A 17,259-nucleotide genomic window follows, 5' to 3' on the forward strand; every position below is an offset into this window, starting at 1 on the left:
AAGTGTATTCTACTTCTACAGACGTAGGAAAAAAAAAGAAAATTATGATAGACTTTAGAAAGCAATTATTTCTTATTCGTTAAAGTATGAGATTGGAGAGAAACAATAAATGGATTTTCAGAAAATATGGGGAACTATTAAATCAGGCGTAAAAGTTTTTTGGCAATGGCTAAAACCTTATCTGATTCAATTCCATCATTGGCGTAAGCGGATATGGAAAAAATATTACGTGAATAAAATTTTACTTTTATTAGGATTAGTATTTGTCTTGGTGAGTAGTATTTATTTATACACGTTAGCTAAGGCTTCTAATGTATCGGCGTTAAAATCTGGGATGACCCAAACGACAAAAATATACGATGCAAAAGGAGAAGAAGCAGGAAGTATCTATGCAAATAAGGGGACGTATGTTGAGTTGGATCAAATCTCTCCTTATATTCAGGATGCAGTTATTTCGACAGAGGATAGAAATTTTTACAATCACCATGGCTATGATATAAAAGGGATTGCTCGTGCAGCTGTTCGGATGGTCACTAGTGGAGGCACTTCTGGAGGTGGCGGGAGTACAATCACTCAACAATTAGCGAAAAATGCCTTCTTGTCGTTAGATCAAACATTCCAGCGAAAAGCGAAAGAGTTGTTTATGGCGATTGAAATTGAGAAAAAATATAGTAAAGAAGAAATTTTAACGATGTATCTGAACAATGCATACTTTGGAAACGGGGTATGGGGAGTTCAAGATGCTGCGAGAAAATACTTTGGGGTGGATGCAAATCAAGTAACGATTGGACAAGCGGCAACGATTGCTGGCATGTTAAAGGGTCCATCAATCTATAATCCTATTGATCATCCCAATTATGCAACGGATCGTCGTGCAACTGTTTTAAGTGTAATGGTTGAGAACAAAAAAATCACGCAGGAAGAAGCGGATCAAGAAACAAAGGTTGACATGGCGTCAATGGTTCATGATACGTATCAGAATTCATCATCTGACTATCGTTACCCGTACTATTTCGATGCAGTGATTGACGAAGCTGTGAACACATACAAGCTTGATGAAAAAGATATTATGAACAATGGGTACAAAATATATACTACACTAAATCAAGACTATCAAAAACAAATGGAAGCAACTTATCAAAATGAGGCATTATTCCCACCAAATGCCGCAGATGGTGCAATGGTTCAATCAGCATCTGTTGCGTTAGATCCAAAAACAGGTGGCGTGGTTGGTCTTGTAGGAAAGCGTGGCGAGCACGTATTTAGAGGATTTAACTTCGCAACACAAATGCGTCGTTCACCCGGCTCAACAATCAAGCCTTTAAGCGTCTATGCTCCTGCATTGGAATCAGGCTATAAACCTGATAGTGTCTTGAAAGACGAACCGCAAACTTATTATGATGCCAAAAACTATGACGGTACGTACCAAGGAGAAGTTCCAATGTATCAAGCAGTTGCACAAAGCTTGAATCTTCCTGCGGTTTGGTTGCTTCATGAGATTGGTTTACAAAAAGGGTATGACAAAGCAGAAGAATTCGGATTGTCTTTATCTAAATCAGATAACTATTGGGGCTTAGCGTTAGGTGGATTAGAGCATGGAGAATCGCCGTTAACGATGGCGAGCGCTTATAGTGCATTTGCTAATGGTGGAAAGCAATATACACCACATTTGATTACAAAAATCGTTGACTCTGAAGGTGTTGTATTGGTTGATAATACCAAGGTGAAATCAAAACAGGTTGTTTCAAAAGACACTGCAGATGAGATGACAAGTATGCTTTTAGGAACCTTTTCAAATGGAACAGGTGTCCAAGCGAACCCGTATGGTTATACAGTGGCAGGAAAAACAGGGACAACAGAAACGAATTTTGATGCGACAAAGGCGAATGATCAGTGGATTGTTGGTTATACTCCTGATGTTGTCATTTCTACATGGATGGGCTTTGAAGAATCGAGCGCAGATCATTATATTGAAGGGACTAGCGGTAGTGTCGTCGGACAAGTCTTTAAAGCGCAAGCAGAAGGAATTCTGCAGTATACAAACAATACAAGCTTCGCAGTTGCAGACGCCTATCAAACAGGTGGGCAAGTGGTCGCAGCGGATGAAGTAAATAATCAAGAAGACTCTTCTGATAAATGGAAAGAGGATGTCTCCGACTTTGGTGAAAAAGCAAAAGAGGGGATAAAGGATTTTGGAGGAAAGGTAAAAGATGGTCTCGATAAAGCAGGGAATAAACTAAAAGGATTTTGGAACGATTTGACAGGTGGTTAAAATAGGTTAATTACCTACTAAAGAAAAGAGTTATGATAGCCTGAATAGGTTTATCATAACTCTTTTTTCTTTCGATGAAAACAAGTACAGGTGCTTTTTTGTTGGATAGGTAGAGAAATGGGAGAGAATAGAAAATAAGGGAAATTACCAGGTATTTACTAGGTAATTTAGTGGAAGGCGTATTTGTTTATAGATGAAGGATTCCTTTGAAAACGTGCGGTTACATGTTACAATAAACAAGAAAAATAAAAATGAAACGGGGAACAAAAAAACATGTCAAATATTTATGATAGCGCCAACCAAATTGAACGCGAAATTCGCGAATTAACTGAGTTTAAAGCATTACAAGAAGCGTATAGCAATGTAAAGGCAAACGAAGAAGCACATGCTTTATTCAAAGATTTCCAAAATCTACAAATTCAATTGCAAGAAAAACAAATGCAAGGGCAAGAATTTTCAGATGAAGACGCTCAAAAAGCACAAGAAATGGCTATGAAAATTCAAGGCGAAGAAGTAATAAATCAATTGATGGAAAAAGAACAAGCATTCAGCTTGATTGTAAATGACTTAAATCGCATTATTATGACACCAGTGCGCGAGTTGTATGAAGATTAACCAGCGTAACAAATAAAAAAGCCGCTAAATCAGTTTGCTGATTTTAGCGGCTTTTTTATTTGTTACTATGGAAAAACGAGAACCATACTCTGCATTTAAGTCATTTAACTTCCAGAGACTGTGATACTTTTCTTTCATCAAACCACTTATTCATCATTTATTAAAAGAAATATCTGTAAAGAAAACGAGATACCGAAAATCCATAGTTTTTGGCTATTTCTATAGATTTTCAACTGGATTTTTTGTGTACTCATGTTCCAGTGATTGTCAGTTAAGTGCTAAGCAGTCGAAAAGCCTAGTGTCTAGTTAATCTATTTTAGCTGTTTTTTCGAGCGTAGCCGTAACTTAGTTTCCCTCAGAGTAAAACATTCTCAATAAAATATTTTGCGGATAGTTTCCAAATTCACTTCCAAAGATGGTTAATCCCCCTTTGTTTTCGGCATTTTCATCAATACCAATTCGAACTTTTATGAATGGAGAAGAATCTAAATTTAAATCATCAAGCTTGATGTTCGAAAGTTGTTTTCCGTCTATACCAGTATCTTTATGTGTAATTCGTAAATGTTTCAATGCACCATACTGACTAAAGCTACTTTCCCACCATTTAGGTGTTAGAGATCCTCGAACATCAGAATAATTTCCTGGTGCAGTCCATGTACCGATTAACGTATCGTTAATGTGAAACGAAATATCACTGGGCCAGTTATTATTTGATTCAGGGAACTCTGATGAAATTTCCAGTGAAAGCTCTAGAAGCTCTAATTTTGCATTTTTTGGAAGCTGGTTAGGAACAACATATTCAACAAATCCGTCTGAAAACCAGAGTAAAGAAGCATTGATTCGTTCATTTGCGACAAATGCTCTAGGGTCATCTACTTCGTCAATAATTGAGGTTGCACTTGCAAGGCCACAGGTAGGTATGATAGAAAAGTTTGAAAAATAGCCTAGCTTAATTTCTGTATCGATTTCTTTAAAAGGTAAATGGATCTTTTTAGGAAAATCAATTTCGATGTGGTCTACAGCAAGCTTAAATTGTTTAATTCGATTATCCGAAGAAATCCGCTCAGTTTCTAAATAAATGAGACCAGAATCTTCTAAGAGGCGAACGTGACGAGAGACGATAGCTTTGCTTAATTTTAATTCTTTTGCCAAATCACTAACCGTTGAAGGGGATTTTGAGAGAGACTTTATGATGGCTACTCGAGTGTCAGAAGCAAGTGATTTTAGAATTTCCAAACCTTTGTCATCTAATTGAATAAACATGATATACACTCCTTTATCATTGGTTGGTTTAAATGAATTGTACGCTAAAAAAAATAATAATTCAATATAGTTGCTTAAATAAGCAACTTAAATGGATGGTTGAGTTTGAAAAATATTGGATGGTTGCTTGTTTTGTTGAAAGTTACAATTGCTTTATAAAAGCTATTGTAAAGGCTTACTTAAGGTGATATAGTCATGGAGTAAAAGATGTTGTTTACAAAAAAGTTAAAATATCTTGGAGGAGAAGTGTTATGAAATTTAAAAAAATGTTAACTATATGTGGCGTGATGGTTGCTTGCACAGCATTATTGGTTGGCTGTGGAAATGGGAGTAAAGATCAATCAAAAGATGGAAAAACCACAATCAGAATCAGTTGGTGGGGTGGGGATGATCGTCATGAAGCAACGCTAGCAGCAATTAAAGCTTTTGAAAAAGCGAATCCCGATATTAAGGTGAAATCAGAATACAGTGGCTGGGATGGTGTGGAACAAAAAATGGCCACTCAAATCACTGGACGGACGGAGCCAGATGTTATGCAAGTGAATTACGATTGGTTAGCTCAATATTCTCCAGATGGAACAGGATTTGCTGATCTCACAGGGATTGATGGATTAGATTTATCAGGGTATGAAGAGACAACATTAGAATCTGGCAAAATTAATGGAAAATTGAATGCAGTCCCGTTTAGTGAAAATGCTCGTGTTTGGGCAGTGAATAAAAAGGCATTTGAGGACAGAGGATTAGAAGTACCCACAACATGGGAGGGTTATGTGAAAGCAGCTGATAAGTTTGAAGAGGGCGCATTCCCCGCACGTATCGACACGTATGCCTTGTGGACGTATCTTCAACAAGAAACTGGAAAATCTGTTTTAGCTGAAGACGGAACTTTCCAATATGATAAAGAAACACTGAAAAAAGGATTTGAATGGTATAAAGAAATGATCGACAAAGGTGTTATTCCGACGATTCAAGAAACAAAAGAACAGGCAGATGCAAATCCAGGTGCCCCTTCAAAAAAATTATTAGATGGACAATATGCGACATTAACCACTTGGTCTGCGCAAATTTCTGGAGAATATAAAAATATGGCAGATGCAGGTCAAGAGTTGTCATTAGCGACGTTCCCAACTTTATCAGAAGGTAGTGAACAAGTGATTATTAATAAACCATCTATGTTATTTGCTGTTTCTAAAAATTCGAAAAATCAAGAGGCGGCAGTAAAATTACTTGATTTCTTATTGAATGATCCTGAAGGTGTCAAAGCTATGAGTTTAGCTCGTGGTGTTCCAGCAAACCAAAAAGCGTTTGATATTTTAGATAAAGATGGTCAAATTTCAGGAATTGACAAAGATGTTTATGAATACGTGAAAAATACAAAAGGAATTACATTTAGCAAGTATACGGAAATGAGCAAGGTCATGCAACCATACAATGATGCGTTCGATGAGTTTTCTTATGGAAAAATCACAGCTGATGAAGCTGCACAAAGAACAATGGATGGAATGACTGAGGCGGTAGAACAAGTGAAGAGTACCATCGAATAGCAAGGAGAAGCAAACTATGAGAAAGAAAAACTGGACAGGTCTACTTTATGTAACGCCTTGGATTATCGGATTTTTAATTTTTACAATATACCCCTTTTTAAATTCTCTCTACATTAGTTTTACCGATTTTACGATGGTTCGAGATCCGAAATTGATTGGCTTGGCTAATTATAAAGAACTATTTGCAGATCAGGAATTTATAGATTCACTTATTGCAACATTCAAATATGCATTGTTAACTGTACCTGCCTCACTTGTCTTTGCATTATTGATTGCCGTGATCTTGAATTTTAAACTAAAAGGAATTAATTTTTTCAGAACGGCTTACTACATTCCCTCAATTTTAGGAGGGAATGTGGCAATCTCTGTGATTTGGAAATTTCTGTTTACAGGAGATGGATTGATTAACCAGGCGATTGGTATATTTGGTGTTGAACCGCTTCCTTGGCTTTCTGATCCTGAGCTCGCAATGATTGTAGTGTCCTTATTGAGAGTCTGGCAATTTGGCTCCTCTATGATTATTTTTCTTGCAGCTCTTCAAAATATACCAGCAGAGTTATACGAAGCAGCTGAGGTGGATGGTGCAAGTAAAATTACACAGTTCTTTAAAATTACTCTGCCATTAATTACACCTTCTCTCTTTTTTAACTTAGTTATGGGAATGGTTGGTGCATTCCAAGAATTTAATAGTGCCTATTTAATTACTGGTGGTGGGCCACTTAAAGCAACACAGTTTACATCACTATTGATTTATAACTACTCATTTAAGTTTTTCCGTATGGGATATGCAAGTGCGATGTCTTGGATATTGTTTGTCATTATTATGATATTCACAGGATTAGTGTTTGTTTCTCAGAAAAAATGGGTGTATTACGTGGATGAGGAGTGAGAAAGATGGCAGAAAACATAAGCGTCGTACAAAAAAAAAGAACGAAGAAAAAACCGATAAAAATAGGTGCCATGGTTCGTTATATTATTCTTTTGGCTGTGGCGTTATTGATGCTGTATCCAATTATTTGGATGGTAGGTGCCTCTTTTAAAACAAATGCAGAAATATTTAGTTCTATTGGTTTTTGGCCGAGTTCATTTGACCTGACCCCTTATATAAAGGGCTGGGAAACGGGAACAGAATTTACGTTTGCTACGTATTTTATAAATACATTTAAAATCGTTATCCCTAAAGTTATCTTTACGTTGATTTCTACAGTATTTGTGGCATATGGATTTGCTAGATTTGAATTCCCGTTTAAGAAAATTCTATTTTCGGCAATGATTTCTACTATGTTTTTACCTGGGGTTGTAAAAACAATCCCTATGTATCTATTTTGGCGGAACTTAGGTTTATTAGATACCTATGTTCCATTGGTTGCAGGAACTCTTTTTGCGCAAAGTGCGTTTAATATCTTTATGCTAGTTCAGTTTATGCGTGGAATCCCAAGAGACTATGATGAAGCAGCAATGATGGATGGCTGTAACTCTATTCAATTCTTGTTTAGAATTTTATTACCGATTATTAAGCCTGCATTAGTTACGATAGGATTGCTTGAATTCATGGGGAGCATGAATGATTTTATGGGTCCGTTGATTTATATTTCAAGTGTAGAAAAATTCCCAGTGTCAGTGGCATTAAAAATGGCTATGGATACAACAGGTGGTAGTTTTAACTGGAATCAAATTATCGCAATGTCTGTCATTGCTTTGTTACCATCAATTCTATTGTTTTTCTCAGCCTCAAGACAATTCATTGATGGAATGTCAGCTGGCGGATTGAAAGGATAAAATCAAATGTTATCAAGTTTACGAAATATCGTCTCACCCAAAATGGTTCAAGAAATAAATTATGCTGTATATAATTACGTGAAACTAAGTCTGTTTATGTCTCTTTATTCACTTCCTTGGATAGTTGTAAATCTCGTTTTTCATTTTTCTGTAAATACATTCATTTTTTATGCAATTGGTTTTCTTTTTGTATTTCCTAACTTGATGGCGATCCAGAAGTTTATAGGAAATAAGCAAGTTACATTGCGTGCGTACACAAGAAACTTAAAAAAAAACTATTGGCATTCATTTAAGCTAGGAGTGATTTGTACTTTTCTTATTAGTTTTTTTATCGCCGACAGCTATATTTTACTGTATCAAATGAAGAAATTATTTTTGTTTCCTCTTTTGTATATCACCTTAATGTTTTTAGTAGTAGCAGTGATTTACTTTCTTGCTTTAAACCAAAAAATAGATGAGTCTTGGAAAATAACAGTAAAAAAAGCAGGATTCATTAGCTGGAGATACACATTTACGACGGGCTTCTTATTTCTATTAATCATGTTATGGACAAGCTTTGGCTATTATGTGCCAATAATCAATTCTCTATTTGGAAATATGTTCTTTTGGGGACTGGTATTTAAACAAGTGGATAAGAAGATAACGACTCTTTGGAAACCTAAAAATAAAGAAAAAGGGGATTTATATGAATAATTTTACAATTACAGGATTTGCAGATGAAATCGGACCAAATTTTGAAGATCAAGTTCGTGTATTAAAACAAAATCAAATTTCTCATATTGAAATCCGAGGACTTGATGGGAAAAATGTGAGTGATTTTTCAATTGAAGAAGCCAAACAATACAAAGAAAAGTTTGATCAGGAATCTATTGAGATATCCAGCATTGGCTCTCCGATTGGAAAAATAGCAATTGACGAGCCTTTTGAGGAACACCTGGAGAAATTTACACATGTCTTAGAAATTGCACGAATTTTTAAAAGTCCATATGTCCGAATGTTTAGTTTCTTCATTGATTCTAAAGAAAATCCAGATGATTACAAAGATGAAGTTATTTCAAGATGGCGACAATTTTTGGCTGTAGCAGAAGCCTATCCTGAAATTACGCTATTACATGAAAATGAAAAAGATATTTATGGTGATACGCCAGAACGTTGTGCTACGTTGCTGCAGGAATTAAATAGTCCTAGAGTCAAAGCAGCGTTTGATCCTGCAAATTTTGTTCAGTGTGAAGTCGAGGTTTATCCTCATGCTTATGAATTATTAAAAAATCAAATTGCATATATACACATTAAAGATGCACGATTTTCAGATCAAAAAGTTACTCCTGCAGGACTTGGTGATGGGAAGGTAAAAGAAGTTTTATCGGCGCTGATAGAGGATGACTTTTCAGGATTTGCTTCTTTAGAACCGCATTTATCTATCTTCGATGGATTTGCAGATTTAGAAAAGACACAGCTTTCTATCGCTAAGGCCGCATCTGATGGAGAAAAGTTATTTACTGTTGCTAGCCAAGCTTTGAAAGAAATCCTAGTAAATCAATTAAATCAGGAGTGGAAGTAATGAGAAACGTAAAGACAGTTATTATTGGTGTCGGGAATATTGGAAACTTACACGCAAGCAATCTTTTGTCTGAAGAAATCAAAGGGATTGAACTTGTTGGATTTTGTGATACTAATCCTTTGAAATTAGAAGCAGCAAAAAAGAAGTACGGAGCAGACTATCATTTTTATACACAAGCAGAGGATGTTTTTGCAGATGAACGAGTAGACGCCGTGATTATAGCAACACCACATTATGATCATCCAGTCTTGGCAATAGCTGCATTAAAGGCAGGAAAACATGCTTTGGTAGAAAAACCTGCGGGGGTTTATACAAAGAAAGTGCGAGAAATGATAGAAGAAGCTAAACGACACCCTAATCTCACGCTATCACTAATGTATAACCAACGGATGAATCCTACGTATCAAAAAGCAAAAGAACTTGTTGAAACAGGAAAAATTGGAGAACTTAGACGAACTAACTGGATTATTACCAACTGGTATCGTTCACAGAGCTATTATAATTCAGGTGGTTGGCGAGCAACATGGGCTGGTGAAGGTGGAGGGGTCTTATTGAATCAAGATCCTCATCAGTTGGATTTATGGCAGTGGATTTGTGGGATGCCTGAGAGGATTTATAGTTTTGCTTATTATGGAAAGCGACGAAACGTTGAGGTTGAAACAGAGGTAACCGCCTATGCAGAATATCCGAATGGCGCAACGGGTGTTTTTGTAACCACTACAACAGAAACACCGGGAACTAATCGATTTGAAATTGTGGGGTCACAGGGAAAGATTGTGATTGAAGAGGATCAATTAAAATTTTGGCGTACAGTCATGGATGAAACAGAGTGGAATGATACCTATCAAGGAGGATTTGGTGAACCTGAAGTTTGGGAGATAAAGATTCCGGTAGTTTTTGATGGGCAAACGGGGCATAAAAAAGTGACACAAAATTTTGTGAATCATATTCTTTATGGGGAAGCCTTGATTTCTCCAGCAGAGGATGGGATTTATGGACTTAGCATTTCCAATGCGATTCATTTATCTTCATGGACAGAGAGCTGGGTAACGCTTCCTATAGATGAAGATAAATTTTTAGAAGAGTTAACCAAACGAGTCGAAGGATCAAAAGAAAAAACGGTCGAAGAACAAGTTTTAGACACAGATGGAACCTATTAAATTAAGAGAAGTGTGATGAAATGATTACATTTGGAATAATTGGCTGTGGCAATATTGCTGCCGTTCATGCAGAAGCAATTAGAGAAATCGCAGAAGCAAAGTTAGTCGCTGTCTGTGATAGTGATAGGGAAAAAGGACGACTTTTTGGAAAAATGAATCAAGCTGTTGTTTATGATGATTACAAAGAGCTACTAGCCGATCAGACTATAGAGGTTGTGATTATTGCAACCCCTCATTACTTGCATAAAGAAATGACCATAGAAAGCTTTTCACATGATAAGCATGTTATTTGCGAAAAACCTATGGCAATAACAGTTTCGGAAGCAAATGAAATCTATCGGGCAAAAGAAATGTTTAAAAAAGAGTATGCAGTTTGCTATCAAAATAGATTTAATGCCTCATTTATCAAGCTAAAGGAGCTTCTCAAACAAGAGAAGTTTGGACAGCTAAAAGGAATCCGCTGTGAAATAGCTTGGAATCGTAATGAAGCGTATTATGCAGAAGCTAGTTGGAAAGGAACTTGGGAAAAAGAAGGCGGAGGTGTATTAATCAATCAGGCAATCCATACCTTGGATGTGATTTCCTGGTTTGTCAAATGTCCTCAAAAAATAAAAGGAAAGATTATGCAAACACGATTAACCGAAATCATTGAAGTGGAAGATTCTGCGATGGGCACTGCACTAATTGATGAGCGAGTTCCAGTGGTGATTTTTGCTTCAAATAATTTTTCGTCTGATCCAAGTCCAAGTGTCCTATTTGATTTTGAAGAGGCAATGGTTGAGCTAAAAAATAAAGCATTATTCATTAATGGCCAGACTATCCCGTTAGGAAATGAGAAAGAAAGTAATGTAAGTAAAGAGTATTGGGGAAATGGACATCAGCGATTGATTCAAACGTTTATTAATCAGTTGATAGAAAAAGAAGACCCCTATCGTTCATATCTCGCTTGTAACGATGCAATTGATTCTTTGAAACTTGTTTGTGGAATATATGATTCAGACAAAACGGGAGAATGGATAAATCTGACTGAGTAAGAGAATGAATACGTGAAATAAAGATGGAGTAGATGATTGTTGCAGGAGAAATTAGTTGAAGGTGAAGAAATAATGAGAAAAAATGAGTATCCTAGACCTCAGTTTGTTAGAAAAAACTGGGAGAATTTAAATGGAAAATGGGCATTTCAATTCGACGATGAGAACAAAGGATTAAAAGAAAAATGGTATCAGAAACGACGAGAATTTAATCAAACAATTAATGTTCCGTTTGTCTATCAGTCAGAAAAAAGTGGTATAGGAAATGCTGAGCCACATGAAATTGTTTGGTATCAAAGAGATTTTCATATAGACAAAGGAGAAGGAAAACGATACCTTTTGCATTTTGGTGCAGTTGATTATTTATCAGATATTTATATAAATGGTGAACATGTTTGCACACATGAGGGGGGACACACGTCTTTTCATGTGGATATTACAAACTATGTTCAGGAAAAAAATCATCTAGTTGTTCGGGTGTTTGATCCTTTAACAGATGAAACTATTCCTCGAGGAAAGCAATTTTGGGAAGAAGAAAGCCGTGGAATATGGTACACAAATACGACTGGAATATGGCAGACTGTTTGGATTGAAGAGGTGAATGATCAATTTATTGAAAAAATCAAAATGACTCCTTTATATGATGAAGGGAAAATCAGAATTCAGACAAAACTGAATGAAAAACGTGACAATGTAAAATTAAGATTTCTAATTCATTATGGGAAAGAAGAAATTACGAGTGGTGAAATTGATTTTAAGAGTCATAAATTAGATTTTTCAGTAGATTTATTTGATGAAAAAATATTTAGACATAATTTCCATGGCGAAGGGTACTCATGGACACCAGAGACTCCTAATTTGTTTGATGTTTCTTTTGAGCTTGTCAAAAAGAGACAGGTAGTAGATCAAGTATCCAGCTATTTTGGTTTTAGAAAAATTCATCAGGAAAACGGAATGATCTTTTTGAATAATCGTCCCTACTATCAAAAATTAGTTTTAGATCAGGGCTACTGGCCAGAGGGATTAATGACAGCACCAGATGACGAAGCATTTATTACAGATATTCAATTATCAAAGCAGATGGGCTTTAATGGCTGTCGTAAGCATCAAAAGACAGAGGACCCAAGATTTCTTTTCTGGGCTGACAAACTGGGCTTTTTAGTGTGGGGAGAATGTGCTTCTGCTCCATTTTATAATGAAGATGCAGTTAATCGCCTTATGACAGAGTGGAAAGAAATTATTGAGCGAGATTATAATCATCCTTCTATTGTTACTTGGGTTCCCCTAAATGAAAGCTGGGGTATTCCTGATGTTCAAAGGAGCAGACAACAACAACATTTTTCTCAGACAATGTATCACTTTATTCATTCGTTAGACACCACACGATTAGTCATTTCAAATGATGGATGGGCGATGACAGAGACGGATATTTGTGCCATTCATAACTATGCTCATGGAAATGCAGAAGAAAAAGAGAAATATTCATTTTTTATTGAAACATTGCGTACAAAGGAAAATATACTAAAATATTCATCATCTGCCTGGTCTATTTATGCAGAAGGCTTTGAAAATAAAGGAGAACCTATTTTATTAACAGAATTTGGTGGGATTGGGTTTGATGTTTCAGGTCAACCTGGCTGGGGATATACTTCAGCACAAAATCAGGAAGAGTTCGTGGCTGAATATGGACGAGTGATGGAAGCATTATATACTTCGGAAATATTATATGGATATTGTTATACGCAATTAACTGATGTAGAACAAGAAATAAATGGGCTGTTAACCTACGATCGAAAAGAAAAATGCGATTTAACCAAGATTAGAGAGATAAATGATCGTTTTCATCTGCCACGAATCTAAATGAGATTTGATGTTAGAACCTGATTTTGTGATTGTTACTTCCGCCACGTTATGAAGGAATGATGAATATGTATTTTGATAAAAAAGATAGTGCAAAATTCAATTACGGGAATGATACAAAAGAAATTTTAGCTCATTTGATTCAACGATTTATAGGTGCAAATCCAGAAATACCTTATATACCAATTGTTGATTTTCCGAGCCAGCAACCCTATACAGAAGATGGTTGGTGCATGGTTTCTTTTGATCAAGTGTCTCAAAATCTTGCTTTAGGAGAAAAGGCAGTAGCAACAACGTATGTTCCTTCCGAAAATGCTCGTAATATCCAGCTTCAAATTGTTTGTGTAGGACCTACTCAAGTCTATATAAATGGGGAGCATGTTTTTACAAGCCTTCCTCATCAAGAAAACCGTCGAATGAAGAACTCTTTATCTTTATCGTTAAACAAAGGCTGGAATCAGCTGACAATTATTACGGAAAAAACACCGCTTGGCTGTGGTATTGAACTAAGAAATGAAGCTCCTCAATGGGATCCTACCCATTTTTATCAAAAATCAGATTATTTTTTACCGGTACTAGGATTTCAGCTCCAAAGGTTAACAGATATTTCGGAGCAAGAGCTGTTCAATGAGCAGGCATGTCAGTTAATAAAAGACGTAGTTGAGTCATCAAAGGAAGAACAGTATCTTATAAAACTTGACATTCCATGGAATTGTCAACAGTTCATCTATTCTGGAGGAGGAACTCTTCAGTACTCAGATGGTACACCTATAGTCAATGGGCAGTTAGCACAAACCAAGACAGAAGGACAATGGCTAAACCTTACTTATATTGGGAAGCAACTATCCAAGGACTTAGAAAAATTCCAATGGTTTGAGCAATGTTCAGCAGTTAATTGGATTTATTGTGGACCTGTAAATGCAAAAAAAATATTTGACTCAGATTTTTCAGTTGTACAGGAGGATGCCTGTGGTGAGGCAATCTATTGGAAAGCTCCATTGAAGGATGCGCATATTCGATTGGCGAGAAATAGTAGTCTATTTGCTCACTGGACATATTGGATGGGGGTAACACTCTATGGATTTTTTGAGGCGAGCGAGTATTTTTCAGAAGAGAGATGGAAAAACTACTCTCTACATTCTGTCGAACAAATTGTCAAACATGATACGTATGGACAATGGGATAAAGAGAACTATCACTATCCATTAATTAATACGCAATTTTATTGGTTGAGAGAGCTAGATGATTGTGGTTCATTTGGTAGCCTGCTACTGGAAAGTCTTCATTATGAAAAGGATAAAAGAGTGTTTCCAATTGCGCAACGGATAGCCAATTTCATGGAAAAAAGAACGTTAAGACAGCCTGATGGTGCGTTTTTTAGAGAAAATGACACGATGTGGGTAGATGATTTATATATGAGTGTACCGTTTCTTGTTCGCTATTGGGAGATTAGTCAAAATGAGATTTATTTAACCGATGCAATCAATCAAATGGTCTTTTTTAGAAAACGATTTTTTATAGAAGAAAACCAGCTTATGAGTCATATCTATGATACACGCTTTAAACAGGCAAATGTATTACCTTGGAGTAGAGGAAATGGCTGGGTACTGTTCTCGCTATCTGAGCTGTTAAATAAGTTGCCAGCGACTCATGAAAGAAGAGCAGAGCTTCTTGCTTTTTATAATGAATTTTCTGCAGGGATTATTGCACAACAAGATACAAATGGACTATGGCATCAGTTGCTTGACGATAAAGAAACTTATTATGAAAGCTCTTCTACTGCAATGTTTATCTGTGCTTTATCTCGTGGAATTCAAAAAGGTTATTTAAGTGAAGAGCTACTGGAAAAATCGCAGCAATCAGTGATGAAAGCATGGGAAGGCCTGGCGGAATATTGTATCGATAAAAATGGTAATTTATATGGAGTGTGCAGAGGATCAGGGTTTTCATTTTCACGAGAATACTATCATGGATTAGGCTGGCTTTTAAACGATGCACATGGGACAGGAATTGTCGCTCTAGCGGGAGTCGAGTATGAGCGTATGAAAAAAACAATGAATAGAAAAAGTGGTGTAAATTAAGAAATGTTTATTAGAAATAGAAGAAAGGATTTGGGAGAGGCTCAAGTTTTTTCTTCTATTTTTTCAAATCGGAAAAGTAATGAAATTTAGGCTGGGGCTGAACCCAAAAGAAAGTAGGAGAAGAATGTGAGAAAAACAGTTGTGCGCAGAGCACATCCAAGACCACAATTTATTCGAGAGAGCTGGCAACTACTAGATGGTGAGTGGGGATTTTCCTTTGATGATAAGAAAATTGGTATAGAGAAACGCTGGTTTAATGGGTTTGAATCAACTCACCAAATCAAAGTACCATTTACGTATGAAACGAAGTTGAGTGGTATTTTTGATTCCTCACATCATCAGGTAGTTTGGTATCAGAAAAAAATTCAGATAAACGAAAAAAAAGCTAAATCTATTTTATTTGAGGGCGTGGACTATTTCAGTCAGGTTTGGTTGAATGGTCACCTTATTGGTGCGCATCAAGGTGCTTATGAACGTTTTGAATTTGAGCTGTCTGATTTTCTTGTTGAAGGAGAGAATCTGATTGTTGTACGTGTTGAAGATTCTCTCGCTTGCGAACAACCACGAGGAAAACAACGATGGTTAAAGGATAATTTTGGCTGTTGGTATATACAAACAACAGGAATCTGGAAATCGGTTTGGATAGAAGACCACCTTCATTCACAGCGACTTCAGCAAGTGAAAATGACTCCTGATTTTGAGAATGATCAAATCATATTTGAGCCATCATTACATGATAGAGTCGCTGCAAGGGATGCGACGTATGAACTTGAAATTGACGTGTCTTTTGAAGAGGTATTAGTGAATCAGTGTAGGGTGACACTTTCTCATGAAATGCAACAAATTACTCTAGATACACGGATAAAGGAAGATGCCTGTTGGGGTACGAAGGTTTGGCGACCAGAGCAGCCTAATTTATATGATGTTACTTTTCGTTTGTGGGATCATCAGGGACAGCTTGTGGATTGTGTAGATAGCTACTTTGGCATGAGAAAAATAAGTATAGAAAAAGGTCAGGTACTGTTAAACAATCAAAAAATTTATCAGCGGCTAATTTTGGATCAAGGATATTGGGCAGAATCAGGCATTACTCCACCATCCATTGAGGCGATGGAAAAAGATATCGATCAAATTCTTGCATTAGGATATAACGGCTTAAGAAAACATCAGAAGGTTGAAGATGAACGTTTTTTATATTTATGTGATGAAAAAGGTGTTCTTGTTTGGTCAGAAATGGCATCTACGTATGTATTTAATGATTTGGCGGTAGAGAATTTTACAGACGAATGGCGGGCAATTGTACAGCAAAACTATAATCACCCATCGATTATTACATGGGTTCCATTCAATGAGTCGTGGGGGATTAAAGGGGTTAAATCGGATAAGAAACAACAGCAATTTACAGAAATGATTTACCATTTAACAAAAACCATTGACCCGAATCGTCCAGTTATTACAAATGATGGGTGGGTTCATACAATTTCTGACATTCTCACTCTCCATGATTATGAAGAATTTGGGGAACGTTTTACAAACAGATACAAAGACAAGGAGAAAATTACTGGAAATGAGTATCAATTTAATGAAGAGTGGTATGCTTTTGCAGATGGATATGAATATACAGGACAACCAGTGATTATTTCTGAGTTTGGTGGAATTGCGTTTACGTCAAATGAAAAAGAAAATTGGGGATATGGTAGTCAGGTAAATACACAAGATGATTTTCTAAAAAGATTTGATAAAATACACGAATCCATCCAGAAAATTCCTTATTTAGTGGGTTATTGTTATACACAGCTAACAGATGTAGAACAGGAAATTAATGGTTTACTAGATGTAAATAGAACGAGTAAATTACCTGTAAGCCGCATAAGAGAAATCAATGAAAGACGGACACGTTAAGTATCTAGGATAAGAATCCGTGGATAGCTGTTTATTTAAAACAGTGTACTTCTTACGTATTGTGAGTAGGTGAGTAAAGGAATTTTTTATACACAATTGGTAATTTTTCTGAGTATTGTTGCTGGACTTGATAAAATCTCGTTCATTAGATTGTGCTAACTGTTCATTTTGGACACTAGAGGTTTATGAAT

13 protein-coding genes are annotated in these 17,259 nt (G+C 36.3%); 12 read left to right on the forward strand and 1 reads right to left on the reverse strand.

What is annotated here, in order from left to right; genetic code table 11:
• Positions 1 to 109: 109 nt before the first annotated feature.
• Both I589_RS00135 and I589_RS00140 read left to right on the forward strand, forming a co-directional pair.
• Complete coding sequence (locus I589_RS00135; protein ID WP_010770179.1) at positions 110 to 2,272, forward strand: PBP1A family penicillin-binding protein; 2,163 nt, start codon at positions 110 to 112, stop codon at positions 2,270 to 2,272.
• A gap of 273 nt (positions 2,273 to 2,545) precedes the next feature.
• A complete protein-coding gene (locus tag I589_RS00140) occupies positions 2,546 to 2,887 on the forward strand; it encodes a YlbF/YmcA family competence regulator (protein ID WP_010770178.1) in 342 nt (113 codons plus the stop codon).
• A 345-nt stretch (positions 2,888 to 3,232) separates the two neighbouring features.
• On the opposite strand, the gene I589_RS00145 is transcribed toward I589_RS00140, so the two are convergent.
• Positions 3,233 to 4,150, reverse strand: coding sequence for an ArsR/SmtB family transcription factor (locus I589_RS00145; RefSeq protein WP_010770177.1), 918 nt, complete (start codon positions 4,148 to 4,150; stop codon positions 3,233 to 3,235).
• A 251-nt stretch (positions 4,151 to 4,401) separates the two neighbouring features.
• On the opposite strand from I589_RS00145, the gene I589_RS00150 reads away from it, so the two are divergent.
• From I589_RS00150 to I589_RS00195, 10 genes are all read left to right on the forward strand, one after another.
• Positions 4,402 to 5,694: an ABC transporter substrate-binding protein gene (locus tag I589_RS00150; RefSeq protein ID WP_010770176.1), complete on the forward strand. Its 1,293-nt coding sequence runs from the start codon at positions 4,402 to 4,404 to the stop codon at positions 5,692 to 5,694.
• A gap of 16 nt (positions 5,695 to 5,710) precedes the next feature.
• Positions 5,711 to 6,583, forward strand: a complete 873-nt coding sequence (locus I589_RS00155) for a carbohydrate ABC transporter permease (protein WP_010770175.1) — start codon at positions 5,711 to 5,713, stop codon at positions 6,581 to 6,583.
• A gap of 5 nt (positions 6,584 to 6,588) precedes the next feature.
• A complete protein-coding gene (locus tag I589_RS00160) occupies positions 6,589 to 7,473 on the forward strand; it encodes a carbohydrate ABC transporter permease (protein ID WP_010770174.1) in 885 nt (294 codons plus the stop codon).
• Positions 7,474 to 7,479: 6 nt separating this feature from the next.
• A complete protein-coding gene (locus I589_RS00165) occupies positions 7,480 to 8,166 on the forward strand; it encodes a hypothetical protein (RefSeq protein ID WP_010770173.1) in 687 nt (228 codons plus the stop codon).
• Entirely contained in the window at positions 8,159 to 9,034 is an 876-nt protein-coding gene (locus tag I589_RS00170) for a sugar phosphate isomerase/epimerase family protein (protein ID WP_010770172.1), read from the forward strand. Before I589_RS00165 ends, I589_RS00170 begins: the two co-directional genes overlap by 8 nt.
• Positions 9,034 to 10,194 carry a Gfo/Idh/MocA family protein gene (locus tag I589_RS00175; protein ID WP_010770171.1) on the forward strand — a complete coding sequence of 387 codons (1,161 nt, stop codon included), beginning with the start codon at positions 9,034 to 9,036 and terminating at the stop codon, positions 10,192 to 10,194. Before I589_RS00170 ends, I589_RS00175 begins: the two co-directional genes overlap by 1 nt.
• Positions 10,195 to 10,214: 20 nt before the next feature.
• The gene (locus I589_RS00180; RefSeq protein ID WP_010770170.1) at positions 10,215 to 11,228 is read left to right on the forward strand and encodes a Gfo/Idh/MocA family protein; all 1,014 of its coding nucleotides are present in this window, start codon (positions 10,215 to 10,217) and stop codon (positions 11,226 to 11,228) included.
• Positions 11,229 to 11,300: 72 nt separating this feature from the next.
• The gene (locus I589_RS00185) at positions 11,301 to 13,085 is read left to right on the forward strand and encodes a glycoside hydrolase family 2 protein (protein ID WP_034684476.1); all 1,785 of its coding nucleotides are present in this window, start codon (positions 11,301 to 11,303) and stop codon (positions 13,083 to 13,085) included.
• A 68-nt stretch (positions 13,086 to 13,153) separates the two neighbouring features.
• Positions 13,154 to 15,166 carry a glycoside hydrolase family 88/105 protein gene (locus I589_RS00190; protein ID WP_010770168.1) on the forward strand — a complete coding sequence of 671 codons (2,013 nt, stop codon included), beginning with the start codon at positions 13,154 to 13,156 and terminating at the stop codon, positions 15,164 to 15,166.
• A 126-nt stretch (positions 15,167 to 15,292) separates the two neighbouring features.
• On the forward strand, positions 15,293 to 17,068 hold the full coding sequence (locus I589_RS00195; protein ID WP_010770167.1) for a glycoside hydrolase family 2 protein: 1,776 nt from the start codon (positions 15,293 to 15,295) through the stop codon (positions 17,066 to 17,068).
• Positions 17,069 to 17,259 lie beyond the last annotated feature (191 nt).

Source organism: Enterococcus phoeniculicola ATCC BAA-412 (genome assembly GCF_000407505.1).
GTDB lineage: Bacteria > Bacillota > Bacilli > Lactobacillales > Enterococcaceae > Enterococcus_K > Enterococcus_K phoeniculicola.

What these genes read in the sequence shown, in the direction of transcription:
- I589_RS00150 (WP_010770176.1), top strand. Translation starts at nt 4,402, where the DNA reads ATGAAATTTAAAAAAATGTTAACTATATGTGGCGTGATGGTTGCTTGC.
- I589_RS00170 (WP_010770172.1), top strand. Translation starts at nt 8,159, where the DNA reads ATGAATAATTTTACAATTACAGGATTTGCAGATGAAATCGGACCAAAT.
- I589_RS00185 (WP_034684476.1), top strand. Translation starts at nt 11,301, where the DNA reads ATGAGAAAAAATGAGTATCCTAGACCTCAGTTTGTTAGAAAAAACTGG.
- I589_RS00135 (WP_010770179.1), top strand. Translation starts at nt 110, where the DNA reads ATGGATTTTCAGAAAATATGGGGAACTATTAAATCAGGCGTAAAAGTT.
- I589_RS00175 (WP_010770171.1), top strand. Translation starts at nt 9,034, where the DNA reads ATGAGAAACGTAAAGACAGTTATTATTGGTGTCGGGAATATTGGAAAC.
- I589_RS00160 (WP_010770174.1), top strand. Translation starts at nt 6,589, where the DNA reads ATGGCAGAAAACATAAGCGTCGTACAAAAAAAAAGAACGAAGAAAAAA.
- I589_RS00180 (WP_010770170.1), top strand. Translation starts at nt 10,215, where the DNA reads ATGATTACATTTGGAATAATTGGCTGTGGCAATATTGCTGCCGTTCAT.
- I589_RS00140 (WP_010770178.1), top strand. Translation starts at nt 2,546, where the DNA reads ATGTCAAATATTTATGATAGCGCCAACCAAATTGAACGCGAAATTCGC.
- I589_RS00165 (WP_010770173.1), top strand. Translation starts at nt 7,480, where the DNA reads ATGTTATCAAGTTTACGAAATATCGTCTCACCCAAAATGGTTCAAGAA.
- I589_RS00145 (WP_010770177.1), bottom strand. Translation starts at nt 4,150, where the DNA reads ATGTTTATTCAATTAGATGACAAAGGTTTGGAAATTCTAAAATCACTT.
- I589_RS00155 (WP_010770175.1), top strand. Translation starts at nt 5,711, where the DNA reads ATGAGAAAGAAAAACTGGACAGGTCTACTTTATGTAACGCCTTGGATT.
- I589_RS00190 (WP_010770168.1), top strand. Translation starts at nt 13,154, where the DNA reads ATGTATTTTGATAAAAAAGATAGTGCAAAATTCAATTACGGGAATGAT.